At 67.9% G+C, this 21,288-nt stretch carries 19 protein-coding genes; 8 read left to right on the plus strand and 11 right to left on the minus strand.

Features of this window, described 5'->3' with window-relative positions:
* Nucleotides 1-6 precede the first annotated feature (6 nt).
* The 3 genes from lspA to BN948_RS14165 all read right to left on the minus strand — a co-directional run bounded on the left by lspA (nucleotide 7) and on the right by BN948_RS14165 (nucleotide 4,567).
* A complete protein-coding gene (gene lspA, locus BN948_RS14155) occupies nucleotides 7-531 on the minus strand; it encodes a signal peptidase II (RefSeq protein ID WP_009516815.1) in 525 nt (174 codons plus the stop codon).
* Nucleotides 531-3,386 carry an isoleucine--tRNA ligase gene (gene ileS / locus BN948_RS14160; protein ID WP_009516816.1) on the minus strand — a complete coding sequence of 952 codons (2,856 nt, stop codon included), beginning with the start codon at nucleotides 3,384-3,386 and terminating at the stop codon, nucleotides 531-533. The genes lspA and ileS overlap by 1 nt, the downstream gene beginning before the upstream one ends.
* A gap of 116 nt (nucleotides 3,387-3,502) precedes the next feature.
* Nucleotides 3,503-4,567, minus strand: coding sequence for a bifunctional riboflavin kinase/FAD synthetase (locus BN948_RS14165; RefSeq protein WP_009516817.1), 1,065 nt, complete (start codon nucleotides 4,565-4,567; stop codon nucleotides 3,503-3,505).
* 159 nt (nucleotides 4,568-4,726) lie between these two features.
* Here BN948_RS14165 and BN948_RS14170 point away from each other — a divergent pair, with 159 nt between their 5' ends.
* Nucleotides 4,727-5,284: an HNH endonuclease gene (locus BN948_RS14170; protein WP_009516818.1), complete on the plus strand. Its 558-nt coding sequence runs from the start codon at nucleotides 4,727-4,729 to the stop codon at nucleotides 5,282-5,284.
* A 19-nt stretch (nucleotides 5,285-5,303) separates the two neighbouring features.
* Here the strand turns inward: BN948_RS14170 and BN948_RS14175 are convergent, their stop codons facing one another.
* A complete protein-coding gene (locus tag BN948_RS14175) occupies nucleotides 5,304-6,419 on the minus strand; it encodes an acyl-CoA dehydrogenase family protein (RefSeq protein WP_009516819.1) in 1,116 nt (371 codons plus the stop codon).
* Nucleotides 6,420-6,429: 10 nt separating this feature from the next.
* Nucleotides 6,430-7,611, minus strand: a complete 1,182-nt coding sequence (locus BN948_RS14180; RefSeq protein ID WP_009516820.1) for an acyl-CoA dehydrogenase family protein — start codon at nucleotides 7,609-7,611, stop codon at nucleotides 6,430-6,432.
* A 146-nt stretch (nucleotides 7,612-7,757) separates the two neighbouring features.
* Between BN948_RS14180 and purN the strand changes: the two genes are divergently transcribed.
* Entirely contained in the window at nucleotides 7,758-8,354 is a 597-nt protein-coding gene (purN, locus tag BN948_RS14185) for a phosphoribosylglycinamide formyltransferase (protein WP_009516821.1), read from the plus strand.
* 11 nt (nucleotides 8,355-8,365) lie between these two features.
* On the opposite strand, the gene BN948_RS14190 is transcribed toward purN, so the two are convergent.
* From BN948_RS14190 to BN948_RS14200, 3 genes are all read right to left on the minus strand, one after another.
* On the minus strand, nucleotides 8,366-8,980 hold the full coding sequence (locus BN948_RS14190) for a LysE family translocator (protein WP_009516822.1): 615 nt from the start codon (nucleotides 8,978-8,980) through the stop codon (nucleotides 8,366-8,368).
* Between the two features lie 81 nt (nucleotides 8,981-9,061).
* On the minus strand, nucleotides 9,062-9,880 hold the full coding sequence (locus BN948_RS14195) for an AraC family transcriptional regulator (RefSeq protein ID WP_009516823.1): 819 nt from the start codon (nucleotides 9,878-9,880) through the stop codon (nucleotides 9,062-9,064).
* Nucleotides 9,877-11,496, minus strand: coding sequence for a peptide chain release factor 3 (locus BN948_RS14200; protein WP_009516824.1), 1,620 nt, complete (start codon nucleotides 11,494-11,496; stop codon nucleotides 9,877-9,879). Before BN948_RS14200 ends, BN948_RS14195 begins: the two co-directional genes overlap by 4 nt.
* Before the next feature lie 37 nt (nucleotides 11,497-11,533).
* On the opposite strand from BN948_RS14200, the gene BN948_RS14205 reads away from it, so the two are divergent.
* A complete protein-coding gene (locus BN948_RS14205) occupies nucleotides 11,534-12,805 on the plus strand; it encodes an RsmB/NOP family class I SAM-dependent RNA methyltransferase (RefSeq protein WP_009516825.1) in 1,272 nt (423 codons plus the stop codon).
* Between the two features lie 166 nt (nucleotides 12,806-12,971).
* Nucleotides 12,972-14,198 carry a DesA family fatty acid desaturase gene (locus BN948_RS14210; protein ID WP_009516826.1) on the plus strand — a complete coding sequence of 409 codons (1,227 nt, stop codon included), beginning with the start codon at nucleotides 12,972-12,974 and terminating at the stop codon, nucleotides 14,196-14,198.
* 115 nt (nucleotides 14,199-14,313) lie between these two features.
* Here the strand turns inward: BN948_RS14210 and rpmG are convergent, their stop codons facing one another.
* The 3 genes from rpmG to trxB all read right to left on the minus strand — a co-directional run bounded on the left by rpmG (nucleotide 14,314) and on the right by trxB (nucleotide 15,861).
* Nucleotides 14,314-14,484 carry a 50S ribosomal protein L33 gene (rpmG, locus tag BN948_RS14215; RefSeq protein WP_009516827.1) on the minus strand — a complete coding sequence of 57 codons (171 nt, stop codon included), beginning with the start codon at nucleotides 14,482-14,484 and terminating at the stop codon, nucleotides 14,314-14,316.
* An 11-nt stretch (nucleotides 14,485-14,495) separates the two neighbouring features.
* Nucleotides 14,496-14,729 carry a 50S ribosomal protein L28 gene (gene rpmB, locus BN948_RS14220; RefSeq protein WP_009516828.1) on the minus strand — a complete coding sequence of 78 codons (234 nt, stop codon included), beginning with the start codon at nucleotides 14,727-14,729 and terminating at the stop codon, nucleotides 14,496-14,498.
* A gap of 184 nt (nucleotides 14,730-14,913) precedes the next feature.
* Complete coding sequence (gene trxB / locus BN948_RS14225) at nucleotides 14,914-15,861, minus strand: thioredoxin-disulfide reductase (protein ID WP_009516829.1); 948 nt, start codon at nucleotides 15,859-15,861, stop codon at nucleotides 14,914-14,916.
* Between the two features lie 176 nt (nucleotides 15,862-16,037).
* On the opposite strand from trxB, the gene BN948_RS14230 reads away from it, so the two are divergent.
* The 4 genes from BN948_RS14230 to BN948_RS14245 are packed head-to-tail and all read left to right on the plus strand — an operon-like array spanning nucleotide 16,038 to nucleotide 21,069.
* A complete protein-coding gene (locus tag BN948_RS14230) occupies nucleotides 16,038-16,712 on the plus strand; it encodes a Crp/Fnr family transcriptional regulator (RefSeq protein WP_009516830.1) in 675 nt (224 codons plus the stop codon).
* Between the two features lie 51 nt (nucleotides 16,713-16,763).
* The gene (locus BN948_RS14235; protein WP_009516831.1) at nucleotides 16,764-19,100 is read left to right on the plus strand and encodes a DNA translocase FtsK; all 2,337 of its coding nucleotides are present in this window, start codon (nucleotides 16,764-16,766) and stop codon (nucleotides 19,098-19,100) included.
* A 35-nt stretch (nucleotides 19,101-19,135) separates the two neighbouring features.
* Nucleotides 19,136-19,783: an outer membrane lipoprotein periplasmic chaperone LolA gene (gene lolA / locus BN948_RS14240; protein WP_009516832.1), complete on the plus strand. Its 648-nt coding sequence runs from the start codon at nucleotides 19,136-19,138 to the stop codon at nucleotides 19,781-19,783.
* Nucleotides 19,780-21,069, plus strand: a complete 1,290-nt coding sequence (locus BN948_RS14245) for a replication-associated recombination protein A (RefSeq protein WP_009516833.1) — start codon at nucleotides 19,780-19,782, stop codon at nucleotides 21,067-21,069. The genes lolA and BN948_RS14245 overlap by 4 nt, the downstream gene beginning before the upstream one ends.
* Nucleotides 21,070-21,288 lie beyond the last annotated feature (219 nt).

The following is a 21,288-nucleotide window of genomic DNA, read 5'->3' on the forward strand; positions in this document are numbered from 1 at the left end:
CCGGCGCTAAAGGGCCTTGGCCGCGCGTGACTTCCGAATGCGCAGGATCTCGTCGAGGATGAGGCAGGCCGCGCCGATGGAGATGAAGGTGTCGGCCAGGTTGAAGGACGGGAAGTGCCCCCCCGGGAACAGGCCGGCCAGGAACGACCAGTGAAAGTCCAGCCAGTCCACCACGTAGCCGTGCACCAGGCGGTCAAGCACGTTGCCGATGGCGCCGCCCAGGATGCAGGCGAGCGCGAAGGCGAAGAGTTTCTGCCCGGGGTGGCTGCGCAGCATCCAGACGATGAAGACGGACGCGGCGATGCCGATGGCGGTGAAGAACCAGCGCTGCCAGCCGCTGGCGCCGGCCAGGAAGGAGAAGGCCGCGCCCTCGTTGTGCACGCGCACCACGTTGAAGAAGGACGTGACCGTGACGCTGTCGCCGAGCGCGAACGAGGCCAGGATCAGCCACTTGGTGATCTGGTCGAGCGCGAAGGCCAGCGCAGCCAGGCCCAGCCAGGGCGCGATGTCGCGCAGGCTCGCGCGTGCCATCAGGCCACCGTGCGGGTTTCGCCCGCGCCGAACAGGTTGCTCGTGCAGCGGCCACAGATCGTGGGGTGCGCGGGGTCGTGGCCCACGTCGTCACGGTAGTGCCAGCAGCGTTCGCACTTGGGCGCGGTGGCGGGCGTCACTTGCACGGCCAGTTCGTTGCCGTCGGCCACTGTGGCGGCCGAGGTGATGGTGACGAAGCGCAGGTCATCGCCCAGCGAGCGCAGCAACGCGGCGTCGTCGGCCGGCGCGGTGATGGTGAGCAAGGCCTGCAGCGAGGAGCCGACGGCGCCTTGGGTGCGCACGGTCTCGATCTCCTTGTTGGCCAGGTTGCGGATTTCGCCCAGGCGCGCCCACTTGGCCAGCAGGCCCTCGTCGGCTGGCGGCAGGTCGGCCCAGGTCTCGAAGAAGATCGAGCCCTTGTTCTGGGCGCCGGCCAGCACGGGCCAGGCCTCCTCGGCGGTGAAGCTCATGAAGGGCGCCATCCAGCGCAGCATGGCGTGCGCCACGTGATGCAGCGCGGTCTGCGCGCTGCGGCGGGCCCGGCTGTCGGGCGCGCTGGTGTAGAGCCGGTCCTTCAGCACGTCGAGGTAGAAGGCACCCAGGTCTTCGGAGCAGAAGACCTGCAGCTTGGCCACCACAGGGTGGAACTCGTAGCGCTCGTAGTGGGCCAGCACCTCGGCCTGGAACTGCGCCGTGCGCGCCAGGGCCCAGCGGTCGATCTCGAGCAACTCGCCCAGCGGCACGGCGTGTTTCGCGGGGTCGAAGTCGCTGAGGTTGGCCAGCAGGAAGCGCAGGGTGTTGCGGATGCGGCGGTAGGCATCGACCACGCGCGCGAGGATTTTCTCGTCGCCTGCGATGTCGCCGGAGTAGTCGCTGGCGGCGACCCACAGGCGGATGATTTCGGCGCCGAGCTTCTTGTTGACGTCCTGCGGGTCGATGCCGTTACCGAGCGACTTGCTCATCTTGCGGCCCTGGCTGTCCACCGTGAAGCCGTGCGTGAGCAGGCCGCGGTAGGGCGCGCGGTCGTTCAAGGCGCAGCCCAGCAGCAGCGAGCTGTGGAACCAGCCGCGGTGCTGGTCATGGCCTTCGAGGTAGAGGTCGGCCTCGGGGCCCTGAGAGTGGAAGGCGCCGTTGGGGTAGGCCTTGGCGTGGCTGCCGCGCAGCACGTGCGAGAAGGTGGAGCCGGAGTCGAACCAGACCTCGAGGATGTCGCTGCTCTTGTCGTAGTTCGGCGCGTCTTCGGCCCCCAGGATTTCTTCGGTGGTCACGCGGCTCCAGGCCTCGATGCCGCCCTTCTCGACGATGTCGGCCGCCTGGTCGAGGATTTCCATGGTGCGCGGGTGCAGCTCGCCCGTGGCCTTGTGCAGGAAGAAGGGGATGGGCACGCCCCAACTGCGCTGGCGCGAGATGCACCAGTCGGGCCGGTTGGCGATCATGTCGCGCAGGCGGGCGCGGCCGTTCTCGGGGTAGAAGCCGGTGTGGTCGATGGCTTCGAGCGCGGTCTGGCGCAGGGTCTTGGGCGCCTTGTCCTTGGTGAACACGCCCTCACCTTCGTCCATGCGCACGAACCACTGCGCGGCGGCGCGGTAGATCACGGGCGTCTTGTGGCGCCAGCAGTGCGGGTAGCTGTGGCTGATGCCCACGGTGCTCATCAGGCGGCCCGCGGCCTTGAGCGCCGCGATGATGAGCGGCACGGCCTTCCAGATGTGCTGGCCGCCGAAGAGCGGGAAGTCGGCCGCGTAGACGCCATTGCCCTGCACGGGGTTGAGGATGTCTTCGACGGTGAAGCCGTTGTGGATGCAGGAGTTGAAGTCGTCCAGGCCGTAGGCGGGTGAGGAGTGCACGATGCCGGTGCCGTCGCTGTCGCTCACGTAGTCGGCCAGGAACACGGGCGACAGGCGCTTGTAGCCCTTGTCGGCGTCGTACAGCGGGTGACGGAAGTTCAGGCCACCGAGTTTGTCGCCCGTGGCGGTGGCGATGACCGTGCCCTCGAGGCCGAAGCGCTCCAGGCATTTTTCGACCAGGGTCTCGGCCAGCACCAGACAGCCCTTCGGTGTGTCAACCAGGGCGTAGGTGAGTTCGGGGTGGGCGTTGAGCGCCTGGTTGGCGGGGATGGTCCAGGCGGTGGTGGTCCAGATGACGGCGAAGCCGCTTTTGCCGGCCGGCAACGCGCTCAAGCCGAAGGCAGCGGCCAGTTTCGCGGCGTCGTCGGTTTCGAAGGCCACGTCCAGCGTGTCGCTGTTCTTGTCGGCGTACTCGATCTCGAACTCGGCCAGCGAACTGCCGCAGTCGAAGCACCAGTAAACGGGCTTGAGGCCGCGGTAGACGAAGCCGCGCTCGATGACGCGCTTGAAGGCGCGGATCTCGCCAGCCTCGTTGGCCGGCGCCATGGTGAGGTAGGGGCGTTCCCAGTCGCCCAGCACGCCCAGGCGCTTGAAGTCCTCGCGCTGCTGGCCGATCTGCTCGGTGGCGTAGGCGCGGCTCTTGGCCTGCATCTCGTCGCGGCTGAGGTTGCGCCCGTGCTTCTTCTCGATCGCGTTCTCGATCGGCAGCCCGTGGCAATCCCAGCCGGGGATGTACTGCGCGTCGAAGCCGGCGAGCTGGCGGCTCTTGACGATCATGTCCTTGAGCACCTTGTTGACGGCGTGGCCCATGTGGATCTGGCCGTTGGCATAGGGCGGGCCGTCGTGCAGCACGAACAGCGGCGCGCCGCGGCGCGCGTCGCGCAGGCGCTGGTACAGGCCCTCGTCGTTCCACTGCTTGACCCAGCCCGGCTCGCGCTTGGGCAGGTCGCCGCGCATGGGGAAGGGCGTGTCCAGCAGGTTGACGGGGTAGGCGTTCTTGGTCTCGGACATGGTGATTCGCGTGTTGGCTTCGACAAGCTCAGCCCGAGCGGGGGAGCGCGTGTGCGAGAGATTCAGCAGCCGTTCGCCCTGAGCTTGTCGAAGGGCAGCGAGCGGGCCTTGGCCCGTCAAATTCGGTCGCGCGTGGTCTGCCGGTGCGTGCGGCCGTGCATGGCCTCGAAGAACGCACGCGCGTCGGCGACGTCCTTCGCGATGCCGTGCGTGAGGGCATCGAGGCTGTCGTACTTCAGCTCGTCGTGCAGTTTGTGCAGCAGTTCCACCCGCACGATTTTACCGTAGGCCTCCCCGCCGGGCAGGCTGGCCGCCAGGCCCACAGGCCAGTCCAGGCAATGGGTTTCGAGCAGCACGCGCCCGCCGTTGACGTCGTCCGGGTCGAGCGACGGGCGCACGCCCAGGTTGGCCACGCCGCGCAGGGGCTCGGCCCACAGGCCGTGCACCAGCACCGCGAAGATGCCGCTGGCGGCCGGCTTCCAGTGCGCGAAGCGCAGATTGAGCGTTCGAAAGCCGTCGCCCTTGCCGGGGGCGGTTTCGGCCAGCGCCCGGCCCAGCTTGCGCCCGTGCACCACGTGGCCGCTGATGGCGTAGGGCCGGCCCAGCAGGGCGGCGGCGTCGTCCATGCGGCCCTCGGCCAAGGCGTCTCGCACAGCCGAACTGGACACGCGCAGGCCGTGCACCTCGTAGCTCTGCATGCGCGCCACGTCGAAGCCCAGGCGCGCCCCGGCGGCGTCGAGCATGGCGTAGTCGCCCACGCGCTGGGCGCCGAAGCGGAAGTCATCACCCACCAGCACGTACTTCACGCCCAGGGCGCCGACCAGGGTGTCCTCGATGAAGGAGGTGGCGGTCTGCGAGGCCAGGCGCTCGTTGAAGGGCAGGATGACGCAGCGGTCGACGCCGCAGCGCTGCAGTTCCTCCAGCTTGTCGCGCAGGGTGGCGATGCGGGCCGGCGCCAGCTCGGGCTTGCGGTGGCGCGCCGCGAAGTAGTCGCGCGGGTGCGGCTCGAAGGTCATGACGCAACTGGGCACGCCGCGGTGGCGGGCCTCGCTCTGCAACAGGGCCAGCATGGCCTGGTGGCCGCGGTGCACCCCGTCGAAGTTGCCGATGGTGAGGGCGCAGCCGCGCACGCCGTCGGGCGTGCCGTGGGGGCGGCGGGAGAGGCCGCGGAGAATTTGCATGGGTCGGGCGCCTGGTTTTGTCACATCGCGGGGGCATGTCCCGCATGGGCACGTTCAGTCATCAAAGATTGTTATATTGGCACACGAAAAACGCAGGCCCCGTGGCCCTCGGCGGGTTCCGGGCCCTTCCAGTGTCTCGATTGCACGAAGGAGCCGGTTTTGAAGGTCTTGAAGCTCTCGGCCCAGGGACTGCCCCAGTCCTGGATCAGCCTCGAAGAAGCCGTGTTGCACTACGCGGCCGAGGAGGTGCGCTGGGAGGCGGGTGCCGAGATCGCGGTGTTCCATGGCGGACACAACGCGGTGACCGGGCTGCAGTCGGTGATCACGATCAATTCGATCATCGGCACGCAGGGTGTGCCGCGCATCAATCCCTTCGAGCTTCGGCCGACGCTCACGAACCAGAAGCTGTTCTCACGCGACCGCAACGTGTGCGCGTACTGCGGCCACCACTTCCACGAGGAAGACCTGACGCGCGAGCACATCGTGCCCTTCGGCCAGAACGGGCGCGACATCTGGATGAACGTGGTGACGGCCTGCAAGTCGTGCAACCACCGCAAGGGCAACCGCACGCCCGAGCAGGCGCACATGCCTCTGCTGTACGCGCCCTACGTGCCCAGCCTGTGGGAGGACTTCATCCTGCGCAACCGCCGCATCCTGGCGGACCAGATGGAGTTCCTGATGGCGCACCTGCCGAAGTCGTCGCGGCTGCACGCCTAGGGCGCGCAGCCGCGGCCGGTCAGGCAAACACCCCGGCGGTGTCCTGCATGCGCGAGGACACCTCACCCAGGTGGTGCAAGGTGTCGCCGAAGCTCATCTCCAGCTGCGTGAGCTTCTTGAAGTAGTGGCTGCCGATGTACTCGTCGGTCACGCCGATGCCACCGTGCAACTGAACCGATTGCTGGCCGATGAAGCGCATGGCGTTGCCCAGTTGCACCTTGGCGCGCGCCATGGCGGCGCGGCGCTCGGCCGCCGGGGCGTTGAGCTTGAGGCTGGCGTAGTAGCTCATGGACCGCGCCAGCTCCAGTTGCATCTTCATGTCGGCCACGCGGTGGCGCAGGGCCTGGAAGGTGGCGATGGCCACACCAAACTGCTTGCGCGTGTTCATGTAGTCCACGGTGAGCGCCAGCGTCTGCTCCATGGCGCCCACGCCTTCTGCGCAGGTGGCGGCGATGCCGATGTCCACCGCGTGTTCCAGCGCGGCCTGGCCATCGGCGCAGACGAGCACGGCCGGGGCCTTGTCCATCGACAGATTGCCCGCGCGGCTGCCGTCCTGCGTGAGGTGGCCGGTGGTCGTCACGCCCTTGGCGCTGGCCTCCACCAGGAAGAGGGCGGGCTGGCCATTGGCCACGGCCGGCACCAGGAATGCGTCGGCGCGGTCGGCCGCGGCCACCAGGTGCTTCTCGCCGGATACCGTCCAGGCGCCGCCGGCCTGGCTGGCGGTGGCGGCCACGCGGTCGAGCCGGTAGCGCGCGCCGCGCTCCTGCAGCGCCAGCACCACCAGGGCCTCGCCGCTGGCGATGCGCGGCAGCCAGGCGGCCTTCACGTCATCGGCCCCGTAGGCGCCGATCACGCCGCTGGCAATGAGGGTCTGCGCCAGCGGCTCCAGCACGATGCCGCGCCCGAGCTCTTCCATCACCACCATGGCCTCCACCGGGCCCATGCCCAGGCCGCCATGAGCTTCATCCACGTACAGGCCCGCCAAGCCCAGTTCGGCCAGCTCGGTGTAGACCGCGCGGTCGAAGCCGCCGGCCTCGACGATGGTGCGGCGGCGCTCGAAGCCGTAGCCCTTTTCCACCCATTTCTGCACGGCGTCGCGCAGCGCGACCTGATCGTCGGAAAAATCGAAGTCCATTCCTGTCTCCTCAGCCGAGCACGGTTTGCGCCACGATGTTGCGTTGCACCTCGTTGGAGCCGCCGTAGATCGTGGTCTTGCGCATGTTGAAGTAGGTCGAGGCCAGCGGCGCGTTGGCCGTCACGCCGCCCGGGAAGTCGCCCTGCCAGCCGGCTTCCATGGCCTCTTCGATAAAGGGCAGGCTGTAGGGGCCGGCCGCGAGCATCATGAGTTCGCTGTAGCGCTGCTGGATCTCGCTGCCGCGGATCTTGAGCAGGCCGGCGATGTCCAGCGAGTTCTTGCCCGACTTCTCGGCCGAGAGCACACGCAGCACCAGCATCTCCAGCGCCACCACGTCCACCTCCAGCAGGGCGATCTGGTCGCGGAAACGCACGTCGTCCCACACGCCTTCCGTCTTGGCAATGCGCTTGAGGCGCTCGAGCTCGCGCTTGGCGCGGTTCACGTCGGCGATGTTGGTGCGCTCGTGGCTGAGCAGGTGCTTGGCGTAGGTCCAGCCCTTGTTCTCCTCGCCGATGAGGTTCTCGGCCGGCACCTCGACGTTGTCGAAGAAGACCTCGTTGACCTCGCACTCGCCGTCGAGCAGTTTGATGGGGCGCACCGAGACGCCCTTGGACTTCATGTCCAGCAGCAGGAAGGAGATGCCGGTCTGGGGCTTGCCCTCGGTGCTGGTCCGCACCAGGTTGAACATCCAGTCACCGTACTGGCCCAGGGTGGTCCAGGTCTTCTGGCCGTTCACGATGTACTTGTCGCCCTTGCGCTCGGCGCGGGTCTTGAGCGAGGCCAGGTCGGAGCCCGAGCCCGGCTCGCTGTAGCCCTGGCTCCACCAGACCTCGCCGCTGGCGATGCCGGGCAGGAAGCGCTCGTGCTGTTCCTTGTTGCCGAAGGCCATGATCACGGGCGCCACCATCACCGGCCCGAAGGGCACGATGCGTGGCGCGCCGGCCAGGGCGCACTCCTCTTCGAACAGGTGCTTCTGCACCGCGTTCCATCCCGGGCCACCAAATTGCTTGGGCCAGCCGTAGCCCAGCCAGCCCTTCTTGCCCAGGATCTTCGCCCAGCGCTGCATGTCGTCTCGCGTCAGGCGCAGGGCGTTGTGAACCTTGTGGCTGATCTCGGCGGGCAGGTTGGCGCGCACCCAGGCGCGTATCTCGTCGCGGAACGCCTGCTCCTCAGGCGTGAAGGCCAGATCCATCGTGTGTCTCCTCGGCAGGGGCGCTCAGGGCCCCGGGTTGCGTGACGATCGAGTTTACGCACGACCGTTCGTTTTTGCGTGTCGAGGCGGCGACAAGCCGCCGGCCGGACCGGTCTCGGTCACCGGTCTCATTACACTCCCGCCCCATGCCCGCGCCCCCAGCCCGTCCGATCGTCATCCTCATCTCGGGCAGTGGCTCGAACATGGCCGCGCTGGTGGAAGCGTCGAAACAGGCCCGCTGGGGCGAGCGCTTCGGCGCAGGCGTGGTGGCGGTGCTGAGCAACCGGCCCGACGCGGCCGGCTTGGCCTGGGCCCGCGAACGGGGCCTGGCCACTGCGGTGGTCGATCACAAGCAGCACGCCGATCGCGAGGCCTTCGATGCCGCCCTGATCACCGCCATCGACGCCCACGCGCCCGCGCTGGTGCTGCTGGCGGGCTTCATGCGCATCCTCACGCCGGGCTTCGTGCGCCACTATGAGGGGCGGCTGCTCAACATCCACCCCAGCCTGCTGCCGGCCTTTCCCGGCCTGAAGACGCACCAGCGCGCCATCGAGATGGGCTGCCGGTTCGCCGGTGCCACCATCCACCGCGTGACCAGCGAACTCGACCACGGCGAGATCCTGGAGCAGGCCGTGGTGCCGGTGCTGCCGGGCGACACGCCCGAGGCGCTGGCGGCGCGGGTGCTCACGCAGGAGCACCTGATCTATCCGCGTGCGGTGGAGCGCTGCCTGGCGGGGGGATGAGGCCCCGTCGCTCAGCGCTCGCTCGCGGCGAGCTTGGCGGCCATCAACGCAAAAGCGGCCGAAAAGCCTCGCCGCAGCGCGTTCTGCGTGCGCGGCGAAGCCAGCACGCGCTGGCGGAAGGCATCGGCGAGCACGCCGTAGACCACGAACACGCCCAGCGTCATCACCATGAACACCGCGCTCAGCGCGGCGAACTGCCGCATCGGCGCCGGATCGGCCGGATCCATGAACTGCGGCAGGAAGGCGAAGAAGAACAGGGTGAGCTTGGGGTTGAGGGCATTGAGCAGCACGGCCTTGCCCATCAGGCGCAGTGGCGAGCGCGTGGGCGCCGCCGGATCGGCGGCGAAGGCCGAGCGGTCGCGCCACGTGGCCCAGGCCAGGTACAGCAGGTAGAGCACGCCGGCCAGCTTCAGCAGCTGGAAGGCGAGGGCGCCCGCATGCATCACGGCGGCCAGGCCCATGGCGGTGGCGGCCATGTGCGGCACGATGCCCAAGGTGCAGCCCAGCGAGGCGTAGGCCGCGGCAAGCCGCCCCTGCGCCAGGCCGGTCGAGACGGTGAACAGCACGCCCGCGCCCGGCGTGACCACCACGACGGCGGAGGTGAGGAGGAAGTCGAGGCTGGGCATGTGGTGCTCCGGATGTGGGAACGCGGCCCGGGGTGGGCCGCTCGCGCATCCTGGCGCGCCGCGCGCCGGCGGTCTTGAACGCTATTGCAGCCAGGCCTGGCGCCAGGCGCCGGGGGTGAAGCCGAAGCTGCGCAGGAAATGCCGGTGCAGGTGGCTCTGATCCGCGAAGCCGCAGGCCAAAGCGGCCTCACTCAAGGCCATGCCACCGGCAATGAGGGCGCGCGCCCGGCCCAGGCGCTGCTGTTGCAGCCAGGCGAAGGGCGGCAGGCCGTGCGCCCGGGCGAAATGCCGCACGAGCTGGAAACGCGACAGGCCCGCCAGCCGGGCCAGTTCGTCCAGGCCGGGCGGCTGCTCCAGGTCGTCGAGCAGTCGCTCGCGTGCGCGCCTCAGTCCGGCGTGGTCGATACCGTCGGCGTCTGTCGGCCGGTGGTTGCCGTGGCGCCGCATGAGCAGGCCGCAGGCATCGGTCAAGGCCTCGGCCCGGCGTCCTTCCCCGTCCGCACCGGTGCCCTGGGTGGTCCAGCAGCGGAACACGCGATCGATGGTCGCGCGCAGCAGCGGGTCGTCCAACACCGGGCGGGTGATTTCCTGATCGGGGCGCCCGTCGGCCAGCGCGGCCATCGCCTCGGGGCTCACGTGCAGCATGCGCCAGCGGCGCGCCCGCTCGCCCAGGGGCAGGCCGTCGTGTACTTCGCCGGGGTTGGTGGTGATCACCTGGCCGGCGCTCACCAGCACCGGACCGCGCCCGCTGGCGGAGCGGTGAGCGCCTTCGTCCATCACACCGAAGCCGAAGCCGTCGTGCCAGTGCCGGCCGAAGCCGCGGGCGCTGTGCGTGAGCACGGCGTGCACCCCGGCCACGGGGCCCGGCCGCACCTGGACGTGATGGATGTCGGGGTTCACATGGATCGGTGGAAGACCAGGCCCGCGTGTTCGCGCATCGCGTGGAACTTGATTTTCGGCCAGTTCGCCTCGACCGCGCGCAGCGTGGCCATGTGGTCCAGCAGCACGGTGGGCGCGTCCACCGCGTCCAGCGCCACGCGGTGCGCGTTGGCGTCGATGAAGCGCTTGAGCTCCTGCTCGCCGCCGTCCTCGGGGGCGCAGGTGACCCAGCGTGCCACGTGGTACGAGCTGCTGGTGATGCGCGCCTTGACGCCGTACTCGTGCTCCAGGCGGTGCGCCACCACCTCGAACTGCAGTTGCCCCACGGCGCCCAGCAGCAACACGCTACCGGCCACGGGGCGGAAGACCTGGATCGCGCCTTCCTCGCCGAGCTGGGTGAGGCCCGCGCGCAACTGCTTGCTGCGCAGCGGATCGGCCACTTCCACGCTGCGGATGATCTCGGGCGCGAAGAAGGGCAGGCCGGTGAACTGGAGCGCTTCGCCCTCCGTGAGGGTGTCGCCCAACTGCAGCACGCCGTGGTTGGGAATGCCGATGATGTCGCCCGCGAAGGCCTCATCGAGCAGCTCGCGGCGCTGCGACAGGAAGCTCACCACGGTGTTCGGCCGCAGTTCCTTGCCGCTGCGCACCACCTTCAATCGCATGCCGCGCTCGAAGTGGCCGCTGGCCACGCGCACGAAGGCGATGCGGTCGCGGTGCGCCGGGTCCATGTTGGCCTGGATCTTGAACACCACACCGCTGAACTTGGGCTCAACCGGTTCGACCGTGCGCTGGATCGCCGGGCGCGGGCCGGGCGGCGGCGCCAGGTCCACCAGGGCGTCCAGCACCTCGCGCACGCCGAAGTTGTTGACGGCCGAGCCGAACAGCATGGGCGTCTGGTGGCCTTCCAGGAAGGCCTGCTCGTTGAAGGCCGGCGAGGCGCCCGCCACGAGTTCCAGTTCGTCCCTGGCCTGCGCGAACTCGCTGCCGAAGCGCTGGGCGCTCTCGGGGTTGTCCAGGCCGGCCAGCACTTCTTCTTCGCCGCCGCGTTTGTCTTCACCCGCGGCGAACACGCGCATCTGCTCGGCGCGGCGGTCGTACACGCCGCGGAAGGTCTTGCCCATGCCCACCGGCCAGGTGAAGGGCACTACCGTCATGCCGAGTTCACGCTCGATCTCGTCCATCAGGTCCAGCGGCTGCTGCACCTCGCGGTCCATCTTGTTGATGAAGGTAATGATGGGTGTGTTGCGCGCGCGGCAGACCTGCAGCAGCCGCCGCGTCTGCGGCTCCACACCGTTGCCCGCGTCGATCACCATCAGCGCGGCGTCCACCGCGGTGAGCACGCGGTAGGTGTCTTCCGAGAAGTCCTGGTGGCCGGGTGTGTCGAGCAGGTTGATGACGCAGTCCCGGTATTCCATCTGCATCACGCTGGAGGCGACCGAGATGCCGCGCTGCTTCTCGATCTCCATCCAGTCGCTGGTGGCGTGGCGCGCGGCCTTGCGCGCCTTCACGCTGCCGGCGATGTTGATCGCGCCCGAGAACAGCAGCAGCTTCTCGGTGAGGGTGGTCTTGCCCGCGTCGGGGTGGGAAATGATGGCGAAGGTGCGGCGTCGGCGCACCTGGTCTTGAATCTCGGACATAACCGGTGATTATCGATCCGAGGACAATACCGCCCCCATGCACCCCAAAGCCCTGCTCGATGAATGCACCGCCCTGGTCGAGGCCGTGTTCCGTTTCGATCACCCCGCCGATGCCGTCGTCGCCCGCCACTTCCGCGAGAACAAGTCGCTCGGCCCGCGCGAGCGCGGCACGCTCTCCGACACGGTCTATGCCGCATTGCGCGAACGCCTGAAGTTCGAGTGGCTGGCGCGCTCGGGCAGCGGCTCCAAGTGGCGCCGACTGGCCATCCTGGGCTTCTCGGGCGACCGCGATTTCCTCAAGAGCGCGCTGAGTGAGCCCGAGAAGGTCTGGCTGGACGCCTGCGCCAAGGTGCGCGAGGACGAATGGCTGGCGCCGCATCGCCACAACTTGCCCGAGTGGTTGGCGGGCGCCTTGCGCGAGCAGGTGGGCGACGAATTCGACGCCCTGGCCGCCTGCCTGCTGCAGCCCGCGCCGCTGGACCTGCGCATCAACATCCTCAAGACCAAGCGGGACGACGCGCTGGCGGCCTTGCGGGCCGCGGGATTGAAAGCCACAGCCACGGCGCACTCGCCCTGGGGTGTGCGCCTGGAGGGCAAGCCCTCGCTGGCCCGCTTGCCCGCGTTCGCGAATGGCGAGCTCGAGGTGCAGGACGAAGGCTCGCAATTGCTCGCACTGCTGCTCGATGCCAAGCGCGGCGAGATGGTGGTGGACTTCTGCGCCGGCGCCGGAGGCAAGACCCTGGCCATCGGCGCCACCATGCGCAACACCGGCCGCCTCTACGCCTTCGACACCTCGGCGCACCGGCTCGACGCGCTCAAGCCGCGCCTGGCCCGCAGCGGCCTGTCCAACGTGCACCCGGTGGCCATCGCGCACGAGCGCGACGAGCGCATCAAGCGCCTGGCCGGCAAGATCGACCGCGTGCTGGTGGACGCGCCGTGTTCGGGCCTGGGCACGCTGCGCCGCAGCCCCGATCTGAAATGGCGCCAGACGCCGCAGACCGTGGCGGCGCAGGCGGCCCTTCAGCGCGCCATCCTGGAGAGCGCGGCGCGCCTGCTCAAGCCGGGCGGGCGACTGGTCTACGCCACCTGCAGCCTGCTGCGCGAGGAGAACGAAGATGTCGTCGAGACCTTCAGCGCCGCGCAACCCGGCTTCGAGAGCGAGGCCGTCGCACCGCTTCTGCAGGCGCTGAAGGTGCCCGATGCGCAGTCCTTGTGCGGTGCCCACGAGGGTGAGCGCTTCCTGCGCCTGTGGCCCCATCGACACCTGACAGACGGCTTTTTTGCCGCCGTCTGGCGGAAAAAAGCTTGATGAGGGTCAATTGGCCCCGAACTGACGGGCACTTCCGGCCTTAGAGCGGGACCAAAGGCTTGGTCGGGAGACACCCCCCGCCTAAAATCCCGCCTGCGCTGCCCGCCTGCCCCGGGCACGTGTGAAGGCTTGTCCTCCGTTTCCGGGCAGTCCTGATAGGACTTCGATGACCGCTTCCGACCCTGGTGCCTTTTCCGCGTTGCTCGACGGCGTGGTGAACTTCCTGATCAACGGCGTGACCGGTGCGAGCTGGTGGCAGGTCGTGCTGATCGCGCTGGTGCTCACGCACGTCACCATCGCCAGTGTGACGATCTACCTGCACCGCCATTCCGCGCACCGCGCCCTCGATCTGCACCCGATCGCAGCGCACTTCTTCCGTTTCTGGCTCTGGATGACCACCGGCATGGTCACCAAGGAGTGGACGGCCATCCACCGCAAGCACCACGCCAAGTGCGAGCAGGAAGGCGACCCGCACAGCCCGCACATCTTCGGCATCAAGAAGGTGTTCTGGGAAGGCGCCGAGCTCTACCGCGCCGAGGCCAAGAACGCCGACACCATGGCCCGCTATGGCCACAACACGCCCAACGACTGGATCGAGCGCAACGTCTACTCGCGTTACTCGGCCCTGGGCGTGAGCCTCATGCTGATCCTGAACGTGGTGCTGTTTGGTGCGCTGGGCCTCATGGTCTGGGCGATCCAGATGATCTGGATCCCGCTAACGGCGGCCGGCATCATCAATGGCATCGGCCATTGGTGGGGCTACCGCAACTTCGAGGCGGTGGACGGCAGCACCAACGTGTCGCCCTGGGGCATCATCATCGGCGGCGAAGAGCTGCACAACAACCACCACACCTATCCCACGTCCGCCAAGCTGTCGGTCAAGCCCTATGAATTCGACATCGGCTGGATGTACATCAGCATCCTGCAGTCGCTGGGGCTGGCCACCGTGAAGAAGGTGCCGCCCAAGATGGCCTTCGGCGACGTGAAGCCGGTGGCAGACGAGAAGACCCTTGAAGCCATCATTGCCAACCGCTACGAGGTCATGGCCGGTTACGCCCGCGAACTGCGCGTGGCGTGCAAGTCGGAACTCGCTGCGCTCAAGGCTCGCCAGGCCGATGCCTCGGTGCTCAAGGCGGCAAAACGCTGGCTGCACCGTGACGACGACAAGGTGCCGCCGGCCGTGAAGCCGCAGTTGGCACAGGCCCGTGCCGAGCACCCGGTGCTCGACAAGATGGTGACCATGCGCGAAGAACTGCGCGCCCTGTGGTCGAGCACCAACGCCACACGCGAGCAACTCGCCGCTGATCTGCAGGCCTGGTGCCACCGCGCCGAAGAGAGCGGTATCGCCGCGCTGCGCGACTTCTCGATCCGCCTGCGCTCTGCCCATGCGTGATTGACCACCCCCCCTCAAAGGGGGCGGTGCCATGGACCGAGAAACCCGGATCCATGGCACCCTGGAAAAAAAAGCCCGCTGAAATCAGCGGGCTTTTTGTTGGGGGAGATGGCTCTTACTTGAGCTTCACTTCCTTGTAGTCCACGTGCTTGCGGGCTTTCGGATCGAACTTCTTGATCAGAAGCTTGTCCGGCGTGGTCTTCTTGTTCTTGTCCGTGGTGTAGAAGTGGCCGGTGCCCGCGGTGGACTCCAGCTTGATCTTTTCGCGACCGCCTTTGGTTGCCATGGTGGTTCTCCTTAAGCTTGGCCGTTGGCGCGCATGTCGGCCAGCACGACGTCGATGCCCTTCTTGTCGATCAGGCGCAGCGCGGCGCCCGACACACGGAGACGAACCCAGCGGTTCTCGCTCTCGACCCAGAAACGGCGGTATTGCAGGTTCGGCAGGAACCGGCGCTTGGTTTTGTTGTTGGCGTGGGAAACGTTGTTTCCGACCATGGGCTTCTTGCCCGTGACGTCGCAGACGCGTGCCATGAGGACACTCCGATTCAATTTCACGGCTGTTCGCAGCGGGCCGCGAGGGGATTTCCTCGCGACTGGCGCCCAGCCTCACCTCGCCAGTTGTGGGTGGCGGTAACCCGGATTTGCGGCCCGTTCGGCAAGCGCCGGACTTTCAGCAAAGCCCGCGATTATAGCCATAACCGCAGGCCGCCGGGACTCAAACCCCTTGCTGCTCCAGGAAGCGCTGGGCGTCCAGCGCGGCCATGCAGCCGGTGCCGGCGCTGGTGATGGCCTGCCGGTAGACGTGGTCCTGCACGTCGCCCGCGGCGAAGACGCCGGGCACGCTGGTCATGGTGGCCATGCCGCTCAGGCCCGACTTCGTGACGATGTAGCCGTCCTTCATGTCGAGCTGGCCCTGGAAGATCTCGGTGTTGGGCCGATGGCCGATGGCGATGAAGCAGCCCTGCAGGTGCAGGTCTTCGGTGGCGCCGGTCTGCGTGTCCTTCAGGCGCACGCCCGTCACGCCGCTCTGGTCGCCCAGCACCTCGTCCAGGGTCTTGAACAGCTTGAGCTCGATCTTGCCTTCCTTGACCTTCTCCATCACCTTGTCCACCAGGATGGGCTCGGCGCGGAACTTGTCGCGCCGGTGCACCAAATAGACCTTGCTGGCGATGTTGGAGAGGTACAGCGCTTCCTCGACGGCGGTGTTGCCACCGCCGATCACGCAGGTGGTCTGGCCGCGGTAGAAAAAGCCGTCGCAGGTGGCGCAGGCGCTCACGCCTTTGCCCATGAAGGCTTCCTCGGACGGCAGGCCCAGGTACTGGGCAGAAGCGCCGGTGGCGAGAATGAGCGCGTCGCAGGTGTAGGTGCCGCTGTCACCGGTGAGGGTGAACGGGCGCTTGGAGAAGTCGACCTTGTTGATGTGGTCGAACACGATCTCGGTCTTGAAGCGCTCGGCGTGCTGCAAAAATCGTTGCATCAGGTCGGGGCCCTGCACGCCGTCCACGTCGGCGGGCCAGTTGTCCACGTCGGTGGTGGTCATCAGTTGGCCGCCCTGGGCGATGCCGGTGATGAGCACGGGGTTGAGGTTGGCGCGGGCCGCGTAGACGGCCGCGGTGTAGCCGGCGGGGCCGGAACCCAGGATCAGGACTTTGGCGTGTTTCATCTTGGTGCGCGCTATCGAAAAACGCAGCAATTGGTTTAGAGTCGAGGGGGTATATGGAGATACCCGGCGCGATAGTCAAATAACGCGCGTCAATGGCTTCGATCGCAACAAGCCATGACCGGCCGGGATTGTAGGGAAGCGGGCCCTTTCTTTCCCCGCTGTCTGGGAATACACGCATGTCCATTCTGTCCAATCTCGACCTGATCCGCCGTGTGCCGCTGTTTTCAACCCTCACACAGGCCCAGGCCGAGTCGGTGGCCGATGCGGTGGTCAAGCGCCGCTACAAGCGCGGCGAAATGATCGTGGAACAGGGCAAGAAGTCGAACTGCCTGGCCATCGTGCTCACCGGCCGGGCCCGGGTCGTCACCACCGACAGCCGAGGCCGCGAGGTCATCCTGGCGACCATGAACCCCGGCGACTACGTGGGCGAGATGAGCCTGATCGACAACCAGCCGCACTCGGCCACCGTGCGCGCCGAGGTGCAGACCGACGTGCTGATCCTGGGCCGCAACGAGTTCGCGCGCTGCCTGCCCGAGAACTCGTCCATGGCCTATGCCGTCATGCGCGGCCTGGTCCAGCGCCTGCGCCAGGCCGACCGCAAGATCGAATCCCTGGCCCTGCTCGACGTGTACGGCCGCGTGGCCCGTGCCCTGCTGGAGCAGGCCCAGCCGGGCCGCGACGGCCAGTTGATGATCCGCGAGCGCGTCTCGCGCCAGGACGTGGCCAAGATGATCGGCGCCTCGCGCGAAATGGTCAGCCGCGTCATGAAGGACCTGGAAGACCGGGGCTTCATCGAGGTCGCCGAGGACGGCAGCACCATCATCAAGGAACGGCTCAACACCCTCGGTTGAGCCCCCGGGCGGGGCAGGGCGCTGGGGTAAGCTAGGCCCCTGATTCGCGCCATGACGTACTCGCTCAATACCCTCAACGCCGATCGACAGGGCGCGTCCGCGCCCAGTGGCATCGCGCGCTTCGCCCAGGAAATCGGTCTCGTCTTCGGGGCCGCAGCGCTGGCTTTCTGGCTGCTGGCCCTGCTGAGTCATTCGCTCGCCGACCCCGCCTGGAGCACCACCGGCACCTCGCCCGAGGTCGGCAACTGGGCCGGTCGCCTCGGCGCCATCGTGGCCGACGCCAGTTATTTCCTCTTCGGGTTCTCGGTCTGGTGGTGTTTCGCCGCCGGCGTGCGCGCATGGTTGTCGGGCCTGGCGCGCTGGCTGCGTGGCCCCTCGCCCGTGCCCGAGGCGCCGCGCTGGTGGCAGCGCCCGCACATGCGCCGCGCGGCTTTCTGGGGCGGGCTCGTGGTGTTGCTGATGGTGAGCTGCGCGCTCGAATGGAGCCGCCTGTACCGGCTGGAGCCCTTGCTGCCGGGCCACTCGGGCGGTGTGGTGGGGCACGCGCTGGGGGCGCTGGCCGAGCGCTGGCTGGGCTTCACCGGTGCGGCGCTGGCGCTGCTGGCGGGCCTGCTGGCCTGCTTGCCGCTGGTGTTCCGCTTCTCCTGGGGCCATTGGGCCGAGGTGGTGGGCCACACGGTGGACGGCTGGTTCGAGGCCCGACGCGAGAAGCGCGAGGCGGTGGAGGACGAGCGCATCGGCCGCGTCGCGGCGCGTGAGCGCGAAGAGGTGGTCAAGACCGAGCGCGTGGAGATCGAGGAACACCACCCGGTGCCCGTGGTCATCGAGCCCACCATGGTTGAGGTGCCCAAGAGCGAGCGCGTGGCCAAGGAGCGCCAGAAGCCGTTGTTCACCGAACTGCCCGACAGCAAGCTGCCGCAGGTGGACCTGCTTGACGCCGCGCCGGGCCAGCAGAGCACGGTGGATTCTCAGACGCTGGAGATGACCAGTCGCCTGATCGAGAAGAAACTCAAGGACTTTGGCGTCGACGTGCGCGTGGTGGCGGCAGCGCCCGGCCCGGTGATCACGCGCTACGAGATCGAGCCCGCCACCGGCGTCAAGGGCTCGCAGATCGTCAACCTGAGCCGCGACCTCGCGCGCTCGCTCTCGCTGGTGTCGATTCGCGTGATCGAAACCATCCCTGGCAAGAACCTGATGGCGCTGGAGCTGCCCAACGCCAAGCGCCAAACCATTCGCCTGTCCGAGATCCTGGGCTCGCAGGTATACAACGACGCGCGCTCGCTGCTCACCATCGGCCTGGGCAAGGACATCGGTGGCCAGCCGGTGGTGGCCGATCTGGCCAAGATGCCGCACTGCCTGGTGGCCGGTACCACCGGCTCGGGCAAGTCGGTCGGCATCAACGCCATGATCCTGTCGTTGCTCTACAAGGCCGACCCGAAGGACGTGCGCCTGCTGCTGATCGACCCGAAGATGCTCGAGATGAGCGTGTACGAGGGCATCCCGCACCTGCTCGCGCCGGTCGTCACCGACATGAAGCACGCGGCCAACGGCCTGAACTGGTGCGTGGCCGAGATGGAGAAGCGCTACAAGCTCATGAGCAAGCTGGGCGTGCGCAACCTCGCGGGCTACAACACCAAGCTCGAGGAAGCCAAGGCGCGCGGCGAGATCATCGGCAATCCGTTTTCGCTCACACCCGAACAGCCCGAGCCGCTGGAAACGCTGCCCTACATCGTGGTGGTGATCGACGAACTCGCCGACCTGATGATGGTGGTGGGCAAGAAGATCGAGGAGCTGATCGCGCGACTGGCGCAGAAGGCGCGGGCGGCCGGCATTCACCTGGTGCTGGCGACGCAGCGCCCCAGCGTGGACGTGATCACCGGCCTGATCAAGGCCAACATCCCCACGCGCATCGCCTTCCAGGTGAGCAGCAAGATCGACAGCCGCACCATCCTCGACCAGATGGGCGCGGAGAGTCTGCTGGGCATGGGTGACATGCTCTATCTGCCCTCGGGCATGGGCTTTCCCACACGCGTGCACGGCGCCTTCGTGAGCGACGACGAGGTGCATCGCGTGGTGGGCTACCTCAAGCAGCAGGGCGAGGCCAACTACATCGACGGCGTGCTCGACGGCGGTGGTGGCGATGGCGAAGGCGGCGACATGCTCGGCGAGGGCGGCGACGCCAGCGGCGAGAAGGACCCGCTGTACGACCAGGCCGTGGCCATCGTCCTGCAAGACCGCAAGGCCAGCATCTCCTACGTGCAGCGCAAGCTCAAGATCGGCTACAACCGCGCCGCGCGCCTGCTGGAAGACATGGAGAACGCGGGTCTGGTGAGCGCGCTCACCAGCAGCGGGCAACGCGACATCCTGGTCGGCGGGCGCGTCGAATGAGTGCAACTCATCGGCCACGGGGGAATCACATCGCCATGAACATCCGCACCCTCCTGACCGCGGCCACCGTGTCGCTGCTGAGCCTGGCCTGGCCCGCGCACGCCGACGGCCTGCAAGCGCTTGACACCTTCCTGCGCGAGGTGGGCAGCGCGCGTGCCGACTTCACGCAGGTGGTCACGTCACCCAAGAAATCCGGCGAGGCCGCGCCGCGCCAGCGCACCAGCTCGGGCCGCTTCGAGTTCCTGCGGCCCGACCGTTTCCGCTTCGTCTACGCCAAGCCCTTCGAGCAGACCATCGTGGCCGATGGCCAGCGGCTCTGGCTGCACGACGTGGACCTGAACCAGGTGACCGTGCGCGCCCAGAAGGACGCACTGGGCAGCACGCCCGCCGCGCTGATCGCTTCGGGGGGCGACCTCTCGTCCCTGCGCGCCGCCTTCGACTTCAAGGCCCTGCCTGACAAGGACGGGCTGCAGTGGGTCGAGGCTGTGCCGAAGGCGCGCGATGGCCAACTCCAGCGCGTGCGCGTGGGCCTGCGCGCGAAGCAGCTCGCCGTGCTCGACATCGAGGACGGCCTGGGCCAGCGCTCCGAACTCACCTTCAAGGGCTGGCAGGCCAACCCGGGCCTGGCCACCGGCGACTTCCGCTTCGAGCCGCCGGCCGGCGCCGACGTGATCCGCCAGTGAGCCCACTCGCTCACGCGCCCCTGGCCGAGCGCTTGCGCCCGCGCACCCTGGGCGAGGTGATCGGCCAGCAGCACCTGCTGGGCGAGGGCATGGCGCTGCGCCTGGCCTTCGAATCCGGCCAACCGCACAGCTGCATCCTCTGGGGCCCGCCGGGCGTGGGCAAGACCACCATCGCGCGGCTCATGGCCGACTCGTTCGATGCCCAGTTCATCACCATCAGCGCGGTGCTGGGGGGCGTGAAGGACATCCGCGAGGCGGTGGAGAAGGCCCAGCTCGCGCGCGACGGCCTGCACCCGCAACGCACCATCGTCTTTGTCGACGAGGTGCACCGCTTCAATAAAAGCCAGCAGGACGCTTTCCTGCCGCACGTCGAAAGCGGGCTGTTCACTTTCATCGGCGCCACCACCGAAAACCCCTCGTTCGAAGTCAACTCGGCGCTGCTGTCGCGCGCGGCGGTGTACGTGCTGCAACCGCTCACCGAGGACGACCTGCGTGCCATCGTGGCCAAGGCGCGCGCCATCGACGCCATCCCCGCCGTCGAGGAGGCCGCGCTCGACCGTCTCATCGCCTATGCCGATGGCGACGCGCGCCGCTTGTTGAATACGCTGGAAACCCTGGCCGTGGCCGCCACGCGCGAGAAGCTCGCCACCGTCACCGACGCCTGGCTGCTCAAGGTGCTGGGCGAGCGCATGCGCCGCTACGACAAGGGCGGCGAACAGTTCTACGACACCATCAGCGCGCTGCACAAGAGCGTGCGCGGCTCCGACCCCGACGCGGCGCTGTATTGGTTCGTGCGCATGCTCGACGGCGGTGTAGACCCGCGCTACGTGGCGCGCCGCCTCATACGCATGGCGGCGGAGGACATCGGTCTGGCCGACCCGCGCGCGCTGCGGCTCGCGCTCGACGCGAGCGAAGTCTACGAGCGACTCGGCTCGCCCGAGGGCGAGCTTGCGCTGGGCGAGTGTGTGGTCTATCTGGCGATCGCGCCCAAATCGAACGCCGTCTACAAGGCCTTCAACGAGGCCAAAGCCTTCGTCAAGCGCGACGGCACGCGCCCCGTGCCCCTGCACCTGCGCAACGCGCCGACGAAGCTCATGAAGTCGCTCGACTACGGCAAGGACTACCGCTACGCCCACGACGAGGCCGGCGGCTTCGCCGCGGGCGAGAACTACTTCCCCGACGGCATGTCACCGCCGAGCTTCTACGAACCCGTGGACCGCGGCCTGGAAATCCGCATCGGCGAGAAGCTGCGCGAGCTGCGCCGCCTCAATCATCAGAAGGACTGATGCCCCCGCAGAGACGCTGATACCGTCATTCTTGCCCCGGGTTTTCCCTTGATTTACCTGGGAATCTCCTCAGTCGGAAGGCCGATACCCCTCGCTACAATCGCGCACCACCGACCCGCCCCCGGCCTTATCCAGGCCGTCTCTGGCGGGTTTTTTGCTAGGTTGAAACGGGGGGCGTGTCCACAGCACCCCCGCGGTCAAAAACCACGGAGAACCTTT

It is taken from the genome of Hydrogenophaga intermedia (assembly GCF_000723405.1).
Taxonomy (GTDB): Bacteria; Pseudomonadota; Gammaproteobacteria; order Burkholderiales; family Burkholderiaceae_C; genus Hydrogenophaga; species Hydrogenophaga intermedia.

Coding starts and splice junctions, on each gene's coding strand:
- lspA (WP_009516815.1), bottom strand. CDS start 531: ATGGCACGCGCGAGCCTGCGCGACATCGCGCCCTGGCTGGGCCTGGCT.
- ileS (WP_009516816.1), bottom strand. CDS start 3,386: ATGTCCGAGACCAAGAACGCCTACCCCGTCAACCTGCTGGACACGCCC.
- BN948_RS14165 (WP_009516817.1), bottom strand. CDS start 4,567: ATGCAAATTCTCCGCGGCCTCTCCCGCCGCCCCCACGGCACGCCCGAC.
- BN948_RS14175 (WP_009516819.1), bottom strand. CDS start 6,419: ATGGACTTCGATTTTTCCGACGATCAGGTCGCGCTGCGCGACGCCGTG.
- BN948_RS14180 (WP_009516820.1), bottom strand. CDS start 7,611: ATGGATCTGGCCTTCACGCCTGAGGAGCAGGCGTTCCGCGACGAGATA.
- purN (WP_009516821.1), top strand. CDS start 7,758: ATGCCCGCGCCCCCAGCCCGTCCGATCGTCATCCTCATCTCGGGCAGT.
- BN948_RS14190 (WP_009516822.1), bottom strand. CDS start 8,980: ATGCCCAGCCTCGACTTCCTCCTCACCTCCGCCGTCGTGGTGGTCACG.
- BN948_RS14200 (WP_009516824.1), bottom strand. CDS start 11,496: ATGTCCGAGATTCAAGACCAGGTGCGCCGACGCCGCACCTTCGCCATC.
- BN948_RS14205 (WP_009516825.1), top strand. CDS start 11,534: ATGCACCCCAAAGCCCTGCTCGATGAATGCACCGCCCTGGTCGAGGCC.
- BN948_RS14210 (WP_009516826.1), top strand. CDS start 12,972: ATGACCGCTTCCGACCCTGGTGCCTTTTCCGCGTTGCTCGACGGCGTG.
- rpmG (WP_009516827.1), bottom strand. CDS start 14,484: ATGGCAACCAAAGGCGGTCGCGAAAAGATCAAGCTGGAGTCCACCGCG.
- rpmB (WP_009516828.1), bottom strand. CDS start 14,729: ATGGCACGCGTCTGCGACGTCACGGGCAAGAAGCCCATGGTCGGAAAC.
- trxB (WP_009516829.1), bottom strand. CDS start 15,861: ATGAAACACGCCAAAGTCCTGATCCTGGGTTCCGGCCCCGCCGGCTAC.
- BN948_RS14230 (WP_009516830.1), top strand. CDS start 16,038: ATGTCCATTCTGTCCAATCTCGACCTGATCCGCCGTGTGCCGCTGTTT.
- BN948_RS14235 (WP_009516831.1), top strand. CDS start 16,764: ATGACGTACTCGCTCAATACCCTCAACGCCGATCGACAGGGCGCGTCC.
- lolA (WP_009516832.1), top strand. CDS start 19,136: ATGAACATCCGCACCCTCCTGACCGCGGCCACCGTGTCGCTGCTGAGC.